This window comes from Microbacterium sp. SA39 (assembly GCF_000967865.1).
Taxonomy (GTDB): domain Bacteria; phylum Actinomycetota; class Actinomycetes; order Actinomycetales; family Microbacteriaceae; genus Microbacterium.
Genome location: NZ_JXRU01000031.1, coordinates 136,543 through 153,233, shown reverse-complemented (window position 1 = coordinate 153,233; position 16,691 = coordinate 136,543). Strand labels below are relative to the sequence as shown.

General features: G+C 67.9%; 16 protein-coding genes. All 16 read right to left on the bottom strand.

Annotated elements, in window-relative coordinates:
- Positions 1-48: 48 nt before the first annotated feature.
- The 16 genes from RS85_RS18960 to rpsD all read right to left on the bottom strand — a co-directional run bounded on the left by RS85_RS18960 (position 49) and on the right by rpsD (position 16,632).
- A complete protein-coding gene (locus tag RS85_RS18960) occupies positions 49-429 on the bottom strand; it encodes a type II toxin-antitoxin system VapC family toxin (protein ID WP_052703474.1) in 381 nt (126 codons plus the stop codon).
- A complete protein-coding gene (locus RS85_RS07445; protein ID WP_152642358.1) occupies positions 426-683 on the bottom strand; it encodes a hypothetical protein in 258 nt (85 codons plus the stop codon). The genes RS85_RS18960 and RS85_RS07445 overlap by 4 nt, the downstream gene beginning before the upstream one ends.
- 38 nt (positions 684-721) lie before the next feature.
- The gene (locus RS85_RS07440) at positions 722-2,299 is read right to left on the bottom strand and encodes a Rieske 2Fe-2S domain-containing protein (protein WP_046012793.1); all 1,578 of its coding nucleotides are present in this window, start codon (positions 2,297-2,299) and stop codon (positions 722-724) included.
- Between the two features lie 80 nt (positions 2,300-2,379).
- On the bottom strand, positions 2,380-5,670 hold the full coding sequence (locus RS85_RS07435) for a DEAD/DEAH box helicase (protein ID WP_235282369.1): 3,291 nt from the start codon (positions 5,668-5,670) through the stop codon (positions 2,380-2,382).
- A gap of 50 nt (positions 5,671-5,720) precedes the next feature.
- Positions 5,721-6,131: a transcription antitermination factor NusB gene (gene nusB, locus RS85_RS07430; protein ID WP_046012792.1), complete on the bottom strand. Its 411-nt coding sequence runs from the start codon at positions 6,129-6,131 to the stop codon at positions 5,721-5,723.
- A 3-nt stretch (positions 6,132-6,134) separates the two neighbouring features.
- Positions 6,135-6,695, bottom strand: a complete 561-nt coding sequence (efp, locus tag RS85_RS07425; protein ID WP_046012791.1) for an elongation factor P — start codon at positions 6,693-6,695, stop codon at positions 6,135-6,137.
- A 123-nt stretch (positions 6,696-6,818) separates the two neighbouring features.
- On the bottom strand, positions 6,819-7,259 hold the full coding sequence (aroQ, locus tag RS85_RS07420; protein WP_046012790.1) for a type II 3-dehydroquinate dehydratase: 441 nt from the start codon (positions 7,257-7,259) through the stop codon (positions 6,819-6,821).
- A 49-nt stretch (positions 7,260-7,308) separates the two neighbouring features.
- On the bottom strand, positions 7,309-8,397 hold the full coding sequence (aroB, locus tag RS85_RS07415; RefSeq protein ID WP_046012789.1) for a 3-dehydroquinate synthase: 1,089 nt from the start codon (positions 8,395-8,397) through the stop codon (positions 7,309-7,311).
- Positions 8,394-8,912: a shikimate kinase gene (locus RS85_RS07410; protein ID WP_046012788.1), complete on the bottom strand. Its 519-nt coding sequence runs from the start codon at positions 8,910-8,912 to the stop codon at positions 8,394-8,396. The genes aroB and RS85_RS07410 overlap by 4 nt, the downstream gene beginning before the upstream one ends.
- The gene (gene aroC, locus RS85_RS07405) at positions 8,896-10,125 is read right to left on the bottom strand and encodes a chorismate synthase (protein WP_046012787.1); all 1,230 of its coding nucleotides are present in this window, start codon (positions 10,123-10,125) and stop codon (positions 8,896-8,898) included. Before aroC ends, RS85_RS07410 begins: the two co-directional genes overlap by 17 nt.
- Positions 10,126-10,219: 94 nt before the next feature.
- On the bottom strand, positions 10,220-11,032 hold the full coding sequence (locus RS85_RS07400) for a shikimate dehydrogenase (protein WP_235282368.1): 813 nt from the start codon (positions 11,030-11,032) through the stop codon (positions 10,220-10,222).
- 4 nt (positions 11,033-11,036) lie between these two features.
- Positions 11,037-12,518, bottom strand: a complete 1,482-nt coding sequence (gene mltG / locus RS85_RS07395) for an endolytic transglycosylase MltG (protein WP_046012785.1) — start codon at positions 12,516-12,518, stop codon at positions 11,037-11,039.
- 2 nt (positions 12,519-12,520) lie between these two features.
- Positions 12,521-12,994 carry a Holliday junction resolvase RuvX gene (gene ruvX, locus RS85_RS07390; protein ID WP_046012784.1) on the bottom strand — a complete coding sequence of 158 codons (474 nt, stop codon included), beginning with the start codon at positions 12,992-12,994 and terminating at the stop codon, positions 12,521-12,523.
- Positions 12,991-15,651, bottom strand: coding sequence for an alanine--tRNA ligase (gene alaS, locus RS85_RS07385; protein ID WP_046012783.1), 2,661 nt, complete (start codon positions 15,649-15,651; stop codon positions 12,991-12,993). The genes ruvX and alaS overlap by 4 nt, the downstream gene beginning before the upstream one ends.
- 52 nt (positions 15,652-15,703) lie before the next feature.
- Positions 15,704-15,892: a hypothetical protein gene (locus RS85_RS07380; protein WP_046012782.1), complete on the bottom strand. Its 189-nt coding sequence runs from the start codon at positions 15,890-15,892 to the stop codon at positions 15,704-15,706.
- 110 nt (positions 15,893-16,002) lie between these two features.
- A complete protein-coding gene (rpsD, locus tag RS85_RS07375; RefSeq protein WP_046012781.1) occupies positions 16,003-16,632 on the bottom strand; it encodes a 30S ribosomal protein S4 in 630 nt (209 codons plus the stop codon).
- Positions 16,633-16,691: the final 59 nt, after the last annotated feature.

Genomic DNA, 16,691 nt, shown 5'->3' with positions numbered 1-16,691 from the left:
ACAGGACGGTGTTAAAGGTTGCTTGTCCCGCCAGTCTATCCGAGCAGGTCAGACTCCGACGACCTCGACGCCCCGCGAACGTGCCACGTCGGCGAGTCGACGGTCGAAGGTGGCGAGGGTGGCGCCGAACGATTCCGCTGTAGCGAGGACGGCGCAGTCAGGAAGCTTCATCGATGAAGCAGCCCGCAGGCGGGCGATCCGCACGGGCTCGTCGACACTCTCCTCTCGCCGAAGCAGTCCGAGCGAATCGATCCTCGCAAGGTCCTCTCGCTCGGTGCCCACCCGCGCAGGATGCACCAGCGCTTCTGCAAGGGTCAGGGGATGGATCAGGAGATCGTCCTCGGTATCAAGGATCTCGAACGCGGCGTCTCGATGAACGTCTTCGACGGCCAGGTGCGCGATGAGCACCCCGGCATCCAGGACGATCACTCCGGCCAGTCCTTTCGGAGTTCTTCGAGATACCCGGGAGGGTAGGCGATCGTCCCACGCGTCGCTTCGAGCGCCGCCCGTCGCGCCGCCCTCTTCGCCGACCGCTTGGCTGCCAGCGTTTCAGCGCCGAGCCCGGCGAGTCTTGCGACGAGCTCTGACTTCGGCAAGCCGGGCCACTCCGTCTCCGCGAGTTCCAGCGCATCGCGAAGGTGCACGGTCTGCGTGACCTGGATCCGCGTCAACGTTGTAGGCATGACGCAAGAGTACCACCGATCAGCTGCGGTGGTACAGGTCAACTGGCTTCCTGCAGCACCGGGTCGGTGACGTCGTCGATCTTCGTCGACCGGATCGGGTGGCCGCTGGTCGACAGGCACCGGCCGGTCTTCAGGTCCCACTTCCAGTCGTGCATGCTGCAGGTGAGCACGCCGTCCTCGTCGACCTTGCCGGTCTTCGTGAGGTCCGCGCGAAGGTGCGGGCACCGGCGCTGCACGACCCAGGCGCCGACCTGGGCATCCTCGGTCTGGTCGGTCTGCTCTTGGTACCAGTTCTCGACGTACTCGATGCGGTCGACGGAGAGGCACTTGAGGAACGTGGTCAGGAACTCGTTGAACTTGCCGCTGCGGCCGACCTGGAACTGCATCGACAGGAAGATCGAGTTCGACCAGTCGATCTCCCGGTCGCGGATGTTCGTCGACACGAGATCGGCGGGGATCGTGTACCAGTAGATGCACTCCTCCCCCGCGTATTCACGGACCTTGGCGCGCGGGAAGTCGACGACCATGTCGAGCTCGCCGATCTGGAAGCGCACGGCTCCGCCGACGCCGAGGCGGATGGTGCGCGACTTCTTCAGCAGCGGCTCCCACCACGCCTTCAACGTCTCGAGCATCTCGGCCGGCGGGATGATCTCCGCGCGGGAGGCCTCCTCGTCGCGGATCTCCTGCTGACGGCTCGCGCGCTGCGACTCGAGGTAGTCCCATTTCTCGTCGAAGATGTGGGCGATCTCGGCATCCGTGTACAGCGACTGCTCGGTGGTGACGGAGGGGCCTTCGACGGTGACGACCGTGCCAGGGACGAAGAGGTGCCCGTCGTACTGCGGAGCCAGCTCCTTCATGTGAGCGAGGAACTGCTTCTGATCGGTGAAGATCGACTCGCCGTTGCGGCCCACGCCGTTGAAGTCGAAGAGGTCGTCTCGCAGGAACATCGGCGGACCGGCCATCGGGAAGACATGCGTCGCGTCGACCTTCTCGATGTAGTACATGGCGCGCTTGTTCTGCGCGTCACGCTTGAGCTTTGCGAAGTTCTGCTTGGCATCGAGCGGCAGGTCATAGACCATCGGCCACCAGATCGCCCCGGACACCTGCGTGAAGTAGGCGTCGGGCTTGCCGAAGCCCAGCAGTTTCTCGAGATCCAGCGGATGCGAGTCGTTCTGATTCAGCACCGATGCGGTGCCGTCGTCGACGCTCAGCGACGAGTCGCCGATGGGGCCGTCGCTCGGCGCGCGCAGCGGCGTGATCATGATCTTGAGGTCGCCGCGCTGGATGATCTCCCCCGCCGGGGCGTAGGTGATGTTCGTGTAGCCGAGCGCGCGGATGTCGCGCTCGAGGTCGTCGATCGGATACTCCGGCAGAAGGACCTCGATGTCCTTGCGGACGTATCGCTCGAGCAGCCTTGGATCGAAATGGTCCCGGTGCCGGTGCGAGATGTAAAGGAAGTCGGCGTCACGTCCGAAGCGCTCCCAGTCGAGTCCGCGGTTGTCGGGGAATGGGAACCAGGAGCCGAAGAACGAGGGTCCGAGGACGGGGTCGCAGATGATGTTCCCGCCGACCGTCTCGATGAACATCCCGGCGTGGCCGAGTCCCGTGATCCGCATTGCATTCCTCTCGAAAGTGAACCGTCCGATTCTATCGGCGGCCCCCTGGGCGCTGGCGGAGACCAGCCGTGAGTAATGACTCAGTCGTCGAAGAGCCCGCGGATGTCGTCCGCGGTGAGAGACCTCGCGAACAGTTCCTCGTCGTCCATCACCGCTGTGAACAGGCGCGCCTTGCGCTGCTGGAGCTCGCGCACCTTCTCCTCGATCGTCCCTGACGCGATCATCCGATAGACGAAGACCTGGCTGGTCTGGCCGATGCGATGGGTGCGGTCGATCGCCTGCGCCTCCGCCGCGGGGTTCCACCAGGGATCGAGCAGGAACACGTAATCGGCTTCCGTGAGCGTGAGGCCGAACCCGCCGGCCTTGAGGCTGATGAGGAAGACGACCTGCTGTCCCGCTCTGAACCCGTCGACGACGTCCTGCCGGCGGCGCGTGGATCCGTCGAGATGGGCGTAGGGGATGCCGGCGGCATCGAGGCGCGCGGCAGCGAGGTCCAGGAACGACGTGAACTGGCTGAAGACCAGCGCCCGGTGCCCCTCCGCCTGCAGTTCGATGACCCGCTCGAGCAGCGTGTCGAGCTTGCTGGAGCCGATGTCGGCATCTGCCTCGTCGACGAGTTCGGGTGCGAGGCTCAGCATCCGCAACAGGGTCAGCGAACGGAACACGATGAACCGGTTCCGGTCGAGGTCGTCGATCAGGCCCAGCACCTTCTGCCGCTCGCGCTGCAGCACGATGTCGTAGACCGCACGATGCGCGGGGCTCAGCTCGACCTCGAGCACCTGCTCCTGCTTGGGCGGGAGATCGGACGCGACGAGCTCCTTGGTGCGCCTCAGCATCAATGGGCGGATTCGACGGCGCAGCTGCGCCAGGCGCCGCTGGCGGAACTCGCCGCCCTCCTCGTTCTCGGGGACCTTGCCCTTCTCGATCGGCTGGATGTAGCGATCGCGGAACTTCCGCGCTGAGGGGAAGAGCCCGGGTGCCGCGAGCTTCAGTAGGGACCACAGCTCGGAGAGGCTGTTCTCCATCGGGGTTCCGGTGACCGCGTACGTGACATCGGCGCGGAAGGTCGCGATGGCGCGATGGAGCTTGGTCTTCGGGTTCTTGACGAATTGCGCCTCGTCGAGGATGAGACCCGCCCACTCGATCCTTCCGAACTCCTGCTCGTCGAGGCGCGCGACCGTGTAGGAGCTCACGACGATGTCGACGGATGCCGCGGCGTCGGCGAGCACGCCGCCGCGGGTGCCGCTCGTGGTGTCGACGATCGCGACCCGGAGTTCCGGGGTGAACCGCCGGGCCTCCGTCTTCCACGTGCTCAGGACCGAGGTGGGAGCCAGCACGAGGAACGGCCGCTTCTCCCCCGTGTCGCGGGTGTGCTGGACGAAGGCCAGCAGTTGCAGGGTCTTTCCCAACCCCATGTCGTCGGCGAGGATGCCGCCGAGCCTGTGGCGCCACAGGAAGACGAGCCAGTCGAAACCCGACTTCTGATACGGACGGAGCTCCGCATCGACGGACGCGGGCAGCGGCGTAGCCGGCACACCGGTCGCCGCGCGCAGCCCTTCGGCGGTCGAACGCCAGCTCACGGCCGGCTGCGACTCGTCGGCGAGGTCCTCGAACTCCTCCCAGAGATCGGTCTGATACCGGCTGATACGCGGTCCCGTCTCCCACTCGCCGAGCTCCCCCGCCTCCTCGATGAGCTCGCGAAGGCGATCCAGGGCGGGGTGACTCAGTGAGAAGTATCCGCCGTCGGAGAGGAGCAGCTTCTTCTTGCCCCGACTGAGCGCGGTGAACAACGGACCGAACGGGATGTTCCTCCCGTCGATGGTCACGATGATGCCGAGATCGAACCAGTCGGCGTCCGTCGACTCGACGGTGGTCACCTTGACCTCGGGATCGCCCTGCAGCTCGCGGTACGCCTTTCGCGCACCGGTCGTGACGACTCGCACCCCGGCCGACTCGAGCGCAGGGACCACCTGGGCGACGAAGGCCGCCGCGTCTATGTCGTGGAAGGAACCCGCGGGCGAGAACCGCTTCGTGGTGTGCTCCTGCCAGACGGTCTCGAGCGCCGCCCGTCTCACTGCTTCGGCCGCCGGGTCGCGCACGGCGGCCGGACTCGAAGCGAACGGTACCGTCCCGAACCCCCGGTAGTCCCAGGTGAACGAATAGCTGACGACGTCACCCGTCTCGAAGGCGACGTCCAGAACAGGCTCGGGCGCGGGGATCTCCGGGAGAGACACGTCGCCGACGGTCTGAACGGTCGCGCGTCGCGCGAGAAGCGGGTACGCCTCCGCGACGAACGCCGTCTCCTCGTCAGCCGGGATGACGAGCGGCCGCTGCGCATCGAGCAGTGCGCGCACCTGCTCGCTGAGCGCGACCTCGGCGAGGGTGATCCGCATCCGGCTGCCGACCAGGACGGCGGAGTACACGCCGGTGCGCCCGATCGGATGCACGTCGCTCGCGGCGACGGTTGCGCCATCGACCGTGACCAAGGCCGCGACGGTCAGCGCTCCGGTCTCGTCGCGAGCGATCGTCGCTGTGACGTCGGCCGTCTCGGCGAGGTGGACCGTCGCGGTCTTCTGGCTCGCGACCAGCGGGATGCCCAAGTCGGCACCGGCACGCAGATGCGACCACAGCAGCCCTGACTCGATCTGATCCACGACGAGCCAGTCACCGGCATTGCCGGAGAGCAGCGAGTCGCGCGAGATGCTGAGCAGGTCGCCGAACCACCGGGTCTGGAGCCGGCCGAACTGGGCGACGTCGCGCCGCACGAGGTCCCAACCCGCCTGGCCCTGGATCCATGCCCCGGTCTGCTGGCTGCGCATGAGCGGGCGGATCGCGAGAAGAAGCTCGCCCGTCGATCTGGCGAGGTCGCGGGGAGTCGCCGGGCGAACCGCGCGAGGAGCCCAGTGGTTGTCGCCACGAGGTGCACGGTGGCGCAGTTCGACGCCGAGCGCGAGCGGACGAGTCTGCGCCGCGGCGGTCGTCGCCACCAACGCGCGCCATGACAGCGCGGTCGGCTCGACGAGCGCGGGAGCCGGGGCGACGGACTCGACGGTCCTCGCGCCGTCCTGCTGCGCGTACGAGTGCACGTTCGAGGCGAGCAGCGCTGCGACGACGTGCTTGCACGCCGAGCGCACGGGACAGGAGCAGCGCGTCGAGCGGACGTGCCTCTTGCCGTTCGATGACACGAAGCCCACCTCGACGAGATACTCCGCGTCGTTGCTGCCCTTCACATGGGCTTCGAGCGCCTGCCGATCCTCATCCCAATCGAGGTCGAGGACGTTGCCCTCACGGAAGTAGGCGAGGCCCCGCGCGTAACCACCGGCATCCGTGATCTGCATCAGGTCGCGGAGGTCGACGCGGGGAGCGGGCATGCCGACATCCTTCTCGCGGCATCCGACATGCGTGCCGCGACGCGGGTGGATCAGGAGGCGCGGGACACCCTCGCGAGGACGCCGTGCACGAACGCGCCGGAATCGTCGGTGGAGAACTCCTTCGCGAGTTCGACCGCTTCATCGATGGCCACAGCCGTGGGCACCTCGTCGTTGTGCAGGATCTCCCAGACGCCGATGCGCAGCAGAGCGCGATCGACCGCCGGCATCCGCTCGATCTTCCAATCACGGCTGTGCGTCGTGATCTGCTCGTCGATCTCGTCGCGCTGGTCGATGATGCCGTCGACGATCTCTCTGGCGTAGAGCCAGGAGGCCTCTCGCGACGGCTCGCTCGCTGCGCGCTTCGCCTCGGCGGCCAGGGTCACCGAGAGATCATCGCCGCGGACGTCGGCGGAGAACAGGATGTCGAGAGCGCGCTTTCGCGCCTTCGTGCGGGCGCTCACGCCTTACTTCTCGCGACCGAGGTAGTCACCCGTGCGGGTGTCGACCTTGATCTTCGTTCCGGTCTCGACGAACAGCGGAACCTGCATCTCGTAGCCCGTCTCGACCGTCGCGGGCTTCGTGCCGGCGGAGGAACGGTCGCCCTGCAGACCGGGCTCCGAGTAGGTCACTTCGAGGATGACCGACGCCGGGAGGTCGATGTACAGCGGGTTGCCGTTGTTGAGGGCGATGGTGACCTGCTGGTTCTCGAGCAGGAAGTTCTTCGCATCCCCCACGGTCGCCGCAGGCACGGTGATCTGGTCGTAGTCGGAGGTGTCCATGAACACGAAGCTGTCACCGTCCGCGTACAGGTACGTGAAGTCACGACGATCGACGTTCTCGATCTCGATCTTGGCGCCGGCGTTGTAGGTGCGGTCGACGACCTTGCCCGACACGACGTTCTTCAGCTTGGTCCGCACGAAGGCGCCGCCCTTGCCGGGCTTGACGTGCTGGAACTCGATGACGTTCCAGAGCTGTCCGTCGATGCTGAGAACGACGCCGTTCTTGATGTCTGCGGTAGATGCCATGCGCTGAGAGTTCCGTTCCTGAGTCTGTGGGTCCGGCCTCTCCCCCGCGATTCAGGCAGGGCCGACAGTCGATTCTACGGGATACCGGACGCCGAGCCCGATTCTGCTCTGCTGCGTCGGGGCTCAGAACCGCGCGATGAGCTCGCGCACGGCATCCGCGTACCCGTCGACGCCGCGACCGATGACCCGCACCGCCGCGACATCGTGGAGGTACGAGTGGTGGCGGAACTCCTCGCGCGCGTACACGTCGGAGATGTGCACCTCGGCGAAGGGCAGTGAGACTCCGGTGAGCGCGTCGCGAAGCACGACCGATGTGTGCGTGAGTCCGCCGGGATTGATCACGATGCCGGCGCAGTCCGCGCGAGCCTCGTGGATCGCATCGATGAGGACGCCCTCGTGGTTGCTCTGAATCGCCCGCACCTGGTAGCCCAGCGATTCGGCGACCTCGGCCGTGAGCCGCTCGACATCGGCGAGCGTGGATGTGCCGTACATCTCGGGCTCGCGGGTGCCGAGCAGGTTGAGGTTCGGCCCGTTGACCAGGAGCAGCCGCGCGTTCGTCGTCACGGTGACACCCTATCCGCGGGGGTGAGCGAGCGACTCGTCCGGACGATCGTCACGCACCGACCTCCTGATAGGCCGCGAAGAGCAGGGATTCGTCCGGAGCCTGCAGCACGGTGGGCTTGCCGATGTCGTCGAGCAGGATGAACCGCAGCATCCCGCCACGGCTCTTCTTGTCGCGCTGCATCGTGGCGAGCAGCTGCGGCCAGGCGCCCGCGCGATACGACGTCGGCAGGCCGAGCGATTCCAGGATCGTGCGGTGCCGCTCCGCCGCGGCATCGGACAGACGGCCGGCGAGCCGCGAGAGCTCGGCGGCGTAGAGCATGCCGATCGAGATCGCCGCGCCGTGCCGCCATTTGTAACGCTCGGCGTGCTCGATCGCGTGGCCGAGCGTGTGGCCGTAGTTGAGGATCTCGCGGAGCCCCGCCTCGCGGAAGTCGTCCGAGACGACCTCGGCCTTCATGTCGATCGCCAGCTCGACGGCGCGACGGAACTCATCGGTCGTCGTGTCCACGGACCTTGCGGGATCCGCCTCGATGATGTCGAGGATCTCGGGTGCCCAGATGAACCCGGCCTTCACCACCTCCGCGAAACCGGCCGTGGCTTCGTTCGGACTCAGGCTGGCCAACTCGTCGAGGTCGCCGACGACAGCCGCGGGCGCCCAGAAGGCACCGACCATGTTCTTGCCTTCGGCGGTGTTGATGCCTGTCTTACCGCCCACTGCGGCGTCGACGAGGCCGAGCACGGTCGTGGGCACCTGCACGAGTTGCACGCCGCGCAACCAGGTCGCCGCGACGAAGCCAGCGAGGTCGGTCACCGCTCCCCCGCCGTAGCCCACCACCGCGTCGCTGCGGGTGAAGTCCGCCTGGCCCATGACCTGCCAACAGAACGCGGCGACCTCGATGCGCTTGCCCTGCTCCGCGTCGGGGACCTCGGCCAGCAGCACCTCGCGCGGGCCGTTCTCCGTGTCGGCGAGCAGCCGTTCCCGCAGCTCGGCCGCGCGTGCCGCCAGCGTCGGCGGGTGCACGACCAGGATCTTGCGGACGGTCGGCGCGAGCGCGGCGGACACCCGATCCAGCACACCTCGTCCGATGGTGATGTCGTAGGCGTCGTTCCCGGTCACGCTGATGGTCGTCGTGCTCATCGCTGCTCTCTCCTCCATGCCACGATCTCGTCGGCAATCCTCTGCATCGGCCGACGCGACGTGTCGAACGTCGTCGAGGCCACCTCGTCGTACCAGTCCCGGCGCTCGTCGAGGATCCGCACCCACCGCTCGAGCGGGTCCTCCCCCGCGAGCAGAGGGCGGTTGTTCCCGCGAATGCGGTCCGCGACCGCGTCTGCGCTCACAGTGAGGAAGACGACCGGATGCTGTCGCAACATCTCTCGCGTGCCGGCATCCGTGACCGCTCCGCCGCCGAGGGAGATCACGCCGCCCTCCGAGAGAGCGGCAGCAACGGCGGCACGCTCCAGCTCGCGGAAGTGGGTTTCCCCGTGCGCGGCGAAGATCGCCGGTATCGGGCCGTGCTGCGCGACGATGCGCTTGTCGGTGTCGATGAATCCGACACCGAGTCTGCGGGCCACGCGCCGGCCGACACTGGTCTTGCCGGCGGCCATCGGGCCGACCAGCACCAGCGTGAGCGGATCAGCCTCGCTCGTCATGCGCGATGAGCGCCGCCTCGGACGCGGGCGTGGTGCGAAGCTCCGCAGGGATGGCGGCGAGGTACCCGTCGAGGTTGCGACGCGTCTCACGGACGCTGTCACCGCCGAACTTCTCCAGCACCGCGTTCGCGAGCTCGACGGCGACCATGGCCTCGGCGACGACGCCCGCTGCGGGGACGGCGCAGACGTCGGAGCGCTGGTGGTGCGCGGTCGCGTCCTCGCCGGTGGCGACGTCGATCGTGCGCAGCGCGTGCGGGACGGTGGCGATGGGCTTCATCCCGGCACGCACCCGAAGAACGGTGCCGGTGGACATGCCGCCCTCCGTGCCGCCGGCGCGGTCGGAACCGCGCGAGATCCCGTCCGTGGTCGCGAACAGCTCGTCATGGGCCGCAGACCCGCGTCGGCGCGTGGTCTCGAAACCGTCACCGACCTCGACGCCCTTGATGGCCTGGATGCTCATCAGTGCCTGCGCGAGACGCGCGTCCAGGCGGCGGTCCCAGTGCACGTGAGAGCCGAGTCCCGGCGGGAGTCCGTAGGCGAGCACCTCGACGATGCCGCCGAGGGTGTCGCCGTCCTTCTTGGCATCGTCGACCTCGGCGACCATCAGCGCAGAGGTGGCGGTGTCGAAGCACCGCAGCGGATCGGCATCCAGCGCATCGACATCGTCGGGCGTCGGCAGCGCCGAGCCCTCGGGCACGCGAACGGGACCGATCGAGAGTGTGTGGCTCACCAGACGGATGCCGAGCTCGCTGAGGAAGGAGCGTGCCAGCGCGCCGAGCGCGACCCGGGCGGCCGTCTCTCGGGCACTCGCGCGCTCGAGGATCGGTCGCGCCTCGTCGAAGTCGTACTTCTGCATGCCCACGAGATCGGCGTGGCCGGGTCGGGGACGCGTGAGCGGGGCGCTGCGTCCGCGCGACTTGTCAGTAAGCTCGACGGGCTCGGGGTTCATGACCTCGATCCACTTCGGCCACTCGGTGTTGCCGATGCGCAGCGCGATCGGGCTGCCGAGCGTCTTCCCGTGACGTACGCCACCCGAGATCGACAGCTCGTCCTGCTCGAACTTCATGCGCGAGCCGCGGCCGTAACCGAGCTTGCGACGGGCGAGGTCGGCCTGGATGGCCTCGGAGGACACCGGGACGCCGGAGGGCAGACCCTCCATGACGGCGATCAGTTCTGGGCCGTGCGATTCGCCGGCCGTGAGCACGCGGAGCATTGCTCCAGTCTCCCATGCGATCGGGGCGGTCTGGTGCCGCGTGTCGTCGGGTCCGTGCGGTTCAGAGCACGGAGTGGTTCAGAGTACGAGTGGTTCAGAGTGCGGCGCGCATGGCCGCTAGGACCTCGGCCTCATCCGCCAGCGGGACGAGCGGGTCGCCGTGACGGAAGATCCTGATCTGTCGCACCGCCTGATGGAGCAGCATCCCGAGCCCGGAGACGACGGTGCCTTCGCCCCAGGCGACAGCGAGTGCCGAGGGCCAGGGGGCATAGGCCGCATCGAAGAGCGTGCCGCCGCGGGCGGACAGCAGCGCAGCCGTCTCCGGCGGAAGCGCGGTTCCGCTCGGGAGCGTCGCGATCGTCAGCTCGGCAGCGAGGGCAGGCTCTCCGAGCGGCCGCGCGTCGACGCGCACGCCCGCATGCGCGCCCAGCGCGACGAGTCCCGCGGCGCGATCGGGCCTGCGGGCCGCCACCTCGATCCGCTCTGCTCCGATTTCGGTCGCCGCGACGAGAGCGGATGCCGCCGTGGCGCCCGCACCGAGGATGCGGACGCTGCCCACCTCGGCGATGCCGGCTTCGCGCAACGCATCGATGATCCCGCCGACATCCGTGTTGAATCCCGCGATGATCTCGCCGAGCAGAAGCGTGTTGACCGCGCCCGTCAGCTCGGCGTGCGCATCACGCCTCGTCGATGCGCGGAATGCCGCCTCCTTCAACGGCATCGTCAAGGAGAGGCCCCGCCAGCTCGAGTCGAGCCCGCTCAGCGCCGGAGCGAAGCCGCTCGCCGTGACCTGTCGACGCCCGTACTCCCAGTCGAGGCCGAGCACGCGGTACGCGGCCGCGTGCAGGTCCGGGGACTTCGAGTGCGCGATCGGGTCTCCCCAGACGGCCAGACGGGTGACGGTCACTGTCTCAGCAGCCGCCGTCGGGATTGGCGCGGCACCATTCCCGCCACTTCTCCACTCCCTGCTCGTGCTCGGCCAGGGTCTCGGAGAACTGGGTCTCCCCCGTGGCCAGATTGATCGTGACGAAGTAGATCCATGGGCCGTCGGCCGGGTTCATCGCCGCGTCGATCGCCGCGTAGCTCGGGCTCGCGATCGGGGTGACCGGGAGTCCTGTGTTGACGTACGTGTTCCAGGGGTTGTCCTCCGCGAGAGCCTCGGCCGAGCTCGACACGACTCCTTCGTGGAGCGAGCCGTAGCCGTACTGCGCCGTCGAGTCCATCTGCAGCAGCATGTCGATATCGAGACGGTTCTGAATCACGCGCGAGACCTTGGCGAAGTCGTCGAGACGTCCCTCGCGCTGGATGATCGAGGCGATGGTCAGCACGCGCTGGCCGTCTGCTTCGGGGACGCCGGCCTCCGCGAGCGCTTCTCGGGTGCGATCGACCATCCGCTGGATGACCTGCGCGGCGGTCACCTCCGGATCGAACGTGTACACCGCCGGGAACAGCCACCCCTCGAGGCTCTGCGCGGTGACACCGTACACCGACGGGTCCGCGACCGCCGCCTCGAAGTCTGCGAGCGGAAGGCCCAGGGTCTCCGCCATGCCCGGGAGGGAGGACTCGATCGTTCCGCCCTCGGTGACGGACACGGCGTTCTCGAGCTTGTTCGCATCGTCCTCGAGCGCCGCGAGGGCGGCCTCCGCCGTCATCTTCTCCTGCAATCGATAGACACCGGGGTAGAAGGTCACCGCGAGGTTCTCGCCGACGAGGTAGTCGTAGAACACGTCCTCGCTCCGGGTCACCCCGGCCTCGAAGAGAGCCGTCGACACCGGTCCGCCGGTGTCACCCTCCTTGATCGTGACGAGGGTCTCGCCGGTCGCGATGCCGGCCTCCCAATCCTTCGGCGCACCCCAGCCCATCGCCTCGCTGATCTTGTCGCCGTAGGTGTTCCAGACCCAGAGACCCCCGGCGGCGATACCGCCGAAGATCACGAGCACGATGATCAGGGCGATCAGACAGCCCTTGCGCCGCTTCTTCTTGGGGCCCTTGGCGACGACGTGATCGTCGGGTGCAGCGAAGAGATCGTCCAGTCCGCCGCCCAAAGGGGGCGCAGGATCGGATGCCGAGGATGCGGTCGCCGTCGCCGTCGCCGGCGCAGAAGCGGCAGCGGGAACGGCGTCATCGACGGCGAAGAGGGCCTCTGCCCCGCCATGCTCGCGCCGTGTCGGCTCGCCGTCTTCCGACGCTGCATCCGATGAGTCCGTCTGGGCCGGATCCAGCGGTCCCGAGGGCTGACCGGCCGCCTCACGGGCCGCGCGGCGGGATCCCGGCGTCGGCGCGCTGTTGTCGACGGTCGGGATCTGACGCGTCGGGGTGGGAAGGTTCTCGAACAGGTCGCCCAGGCGGGCGTCCGGATCGTGCTGAGGGGAAGCACTCTCACGTTCGGACATGTTCAGGCGGGCTCCTCGTCAACCGGGATGATGGCACCGGCCGGGTTTCCGGTGCTCTTCTCCGTGTCGATCGCCTGCTGCAGAAGCACAACGGCGGCGACCTGATCCACAATGCTACGAGACTTCTTCTGTGAGCGCCCGGAGGAACGCAGTGCCGCGTGGGCGCTGACGGTGCTGAGACGCTCGTCCACCAGCCGTACGGGCACGCCGCTGCGCTGCTGCAGAGTCGCCGCGAACTCGCGCGCGTCCGTCGTCGACGCGGTGTCGTCTCCACGCATGTTCACCGGAAGCCCGACGACGAACTCGAGGAGGTCGAGGTCTCCCGCGATCTCCAGGATGCGGTCGATCGACGATTCTCCGCGCGGAACCGTCTCCACGGGAACCGCCAGCATCCCGTCCGGGTCGCATCGCGCCACTCCGACACGGGCTCGACCGACGTCGATGCCGAGGCGCACCCCGCGGCGGAACCCGCTCACGCTGCGCGCAGCTCCTGGGCGATGGACTCCAGCGCCGCAGGCAGCGCCGAGGAGTTCGTGCCGCCGCCCTGGGCCACGTCATCACGTCCGCCGCCACCGCCGCCGAGCACGCCCGCGGCGCGCTTGGCGAGCACGCCGGCCTTCGCGCCCGCCCTGCGGGCGGCGTCGTTGGTCGCGACCACCACGACGGGCCGACCGTTGACGATGGCGCCGAGTGCGACGACCGATGCCTCGGACCCGAGACGGTCGCGCACGCCGATCACGAGTTCGCGCACATCGTCGGCGGATGCCACGTCGCCCAGTGACTGCGCGGCGAGGTGGAAGGCTCCGACACGTTGCGCGGCATCCGCGACAGCCGGAACCTGACCGGCACGCTCTTTGGCCTCGAACTGCGCGATGCGCTTCTCCGCGGCCTTGAGGCTCGCCGCGAGATCGGCGATCCGCTCGGGCAGCTGCTCCCGTGGGGTCTTCAACGACGCAGTGAGCTGCGAGACGAGCGCACGCTCCGCCGCGAGCTCGCGGAACGCATCCGCGCCGACGAGCGCCTCGATCCGCCGGTTGGATGCTCCGACCGACGACTCTCCGACGACGCTGACCAGCCCGATCTCGGCGCTCGTGCCGACGTGGGTTCCGGCGCACAGCTCGCGAGACCAGGGGCCCCCGATGTCGACCATTCGCACGACGTCGCCGTACTTCTCGCCGAAGAGCGCCATGGCCCCGGCTTCCTTCGCCTCGTCGAGCGAAACGATGCGCGTGGTCACTTCGAGGGCGTCCTGCACGGCACGGTTCGCGATCTCCTCGATCTCGGAACGCGTCTCGCCGGAGAGTGCCTGCGACCAGGAGAAGTCGAAGCGCATGTAGCCGGCGCGGTTGAGGGAACCGGCCTGCGTGGCCGTCGGGCCGAGGGTGTCGCGGAGTGCCGCGTGCACGAGGTGCGTGGCAGAGTGCGCCTGACGGGCCGCTCGGCGGTTCGCGGCGTCCACGACGGTGGTCGCCGCATCGTCCACAGCGACCGTGCCGCGCGTGACCTCGACGGTGTGACTGATCAGTCCCGGTACGGGGCGCTGCACATCGAGCACCTCGAGCTCGAAGCCCGGGCCGACGATCGTCCCCTTGTCGGCGACCTGACCGCCCGACTCCGCGTAGAGAGTGGTCTCGGCGAGGACGACCTCGGCGATCTGTCCCTCGGATGCGCTGCGCACGACGGCGCCATCGACGAGGATGCCGAGGACGCGGGACTCGACTTCGAGGGCCGTGTAGCCGTCGAAGCCGGTTTCCCCGAGCGAGCGCAGGTCGCGATAGACGGAGACATCGGCGAGCTGACGCTTGCGGTTGCGCGCGTCGGCCTTGGCTCGCTGGCGCTGCTCCTGCATGAGCGAGTCGAAGGCCGCGCGGTCGACGTCGAGGCCGGCCTCTTCCGCCACCTCGAGCGTCAGGTCGATCGGGAAGCCATAGGTGTCGTGCAGGAGGAAGGCCTCCGGGCCGCTGAGCGTCATCCCTCCGCCCTGCTTCGTCTGGTCGAGAGCCAGATCGAGGATGGTGGAACCGGACGCGAGCGTGCGACGGAAGGTCTCCTCCTCCGCCATCGCCGAGGCCGACAGCGTCGACCAGTCCTTCTCGAGCACCGGGTAGGCGGACTTCATCGCGTCGCGCGACGTGGCGAAGAGCTCGGCGAACACGGGCTCATCCACGCCGAGGAGGCGCATGGAGCGCACCGTGCGGCGCATCAGGCGGCGCAGGATGTAGCCTCGCCCCTCGTTCGAGGGACGCACGCCGTCGGAGAGCAGCATGAGCGAGGAGCGCACGTGATCCGCGATGACACGGAAGCGCACGTCGTCCTCATGCGAGGCGCCGTAGCGGCGACCGGAGAGCTCGACGGCGCGGTCGAGGACCGGGCGCACCTGATCGCTCTCGTACATGTTGTCGACGCCCTGCTTGAGGAACGCGACGCGCTCGAGCCCCATGCCCGTGTCGATGTTCTTCTGCGGCAGCTCTCCGACGATGTCGAACTCGGTCTTGCCTCGGATGTTCTCGATGAAGTCCTGCATGAACACGAGGTTCCAGATCTCCAGGAACCGCGAGTCGTCGGCGGCGGGGCCGCCATCCTTGCCGTAGGCCGGGCCGCGGTCGAAGAAGATCTCAGAATCCGGGCCGCCCGGACCCGGCTGGCCGGTGTTCCAGTAGTTGTCCGCACGTCCCAGGCGCTGGATGCGCTCGGGCTTCAGCCCGATGATGTCGCGCCAGATGGCTTCGGCCTCGTCGTCCGTCTCGTAGACGGTGACCCAGAGGTCTCTCTCGTCGAAGCCCAGACCGCCGTCGCTCTCCGAGCTGGTCAGCAGCTCCCACGCGTAGCGGATGGCTCCCTCTTTGAAGTAGTCACCGAAGGACCAGTTGCCGAGCATCTGGAAGAACGTGCCGTGGCGTGCCGTCCGGCCGACTTCCTCGATGTCGTTCGTGCGGATGCACTTCTGCAGGTCCGCGAGACGAGGATGCGGAGCGGGGACGACGCCCGTGAGGTACGGGATCATCGGAACCATGCCGGCGACCGTGAACAGAAGGGTGGGATCGTCGCTGACCAGAGAGGCCGACGGGACGATGACATGGTCGTTCTTCTCGAAGAAGTCGAGGTAACGCTGCGCGATCTCCGCAGTTTTCATAGAGTGCCGGGTGTCCTTGCGTGAGGATGCCGCACCGGGGCGCGGCGTTGGTTCAGTTGTCGCCCGGCTCCGTGAGCCGTGCCTCCTGCTCGCGGTAGGCGTCGCCGAGGGCTGCGGTGAACCCGTTGATCCGGGCGTCCACCTCGGCGAGGATGTCGTGACCACGCGGGTCCTTGTCCATGAAATGAGCCACGACGAAGCCGCCGATCAGGCCGATCAGGAACCACCGCATGTTCTTCATGTCACCATCCTTGACCTTGTCCGCGAAGGCGCGGTCTCTCCATCGTAGGCCGAAACGACAGAAGGCGTCGGGTCACCCCGACGCCTTCTGCGATTCGCTGGAACGCTGGATCAGCGAGCTGCGTAGTACTCGACGACGAGCTGCACTTCACAGGTCACGGGGACCTCGGCGCGCTTCGGACGACGGAGCAGACGCGCCTGGAGCTTGTCGAGCTCGACCTCGAGGTAGCCCGGAACCGGGGGAAGCACCTCGGCGTGACCGCCGGCTGCTGCCACCTGGAAGGGCTCGGTGCCCTCGCTCTTGGGCTTGACGTGGATGAGCTGGCCCGGCTTCACGCGGAACGACGGGCGGTCGACGAGCTGGCCGTCGACGAGGATGTGACGGTGCACGACGAGCTGGCGAGCCTGTGCGGTGGTGCGGGCGAAGCCCGAACGCACGACGAGCGCGTCGAGACGCATCTCGAGGAGCTCGACCAGGTTCTCACCGGTCAGGCCGTCCTGACGACGTGCCTCGTTGAACGTGTTGCGCATCTGCTTCTCGCGGATGCCGTACTGCTCGCGCAGACGCTGCTTCTCACGCAGACGGACGGCGTAGTCGCTGTCTGCCTTGCGCTTCGTGCGGCCGTGCTCACCCGGAGCGTAGGGACGCTTCTCGAGGTAGCGGGCGGCCTTCGGGGTGAGCGGGATGCCGAGGGCACGGCTGAGCCGGACCTTGCGGCGGTCCTGGGACTTCGTGGTCACGAAGTTTTCCTTCCGATGACGTGGTCGCGTCTTTCACGACTCACGGACGTATCGTCCGC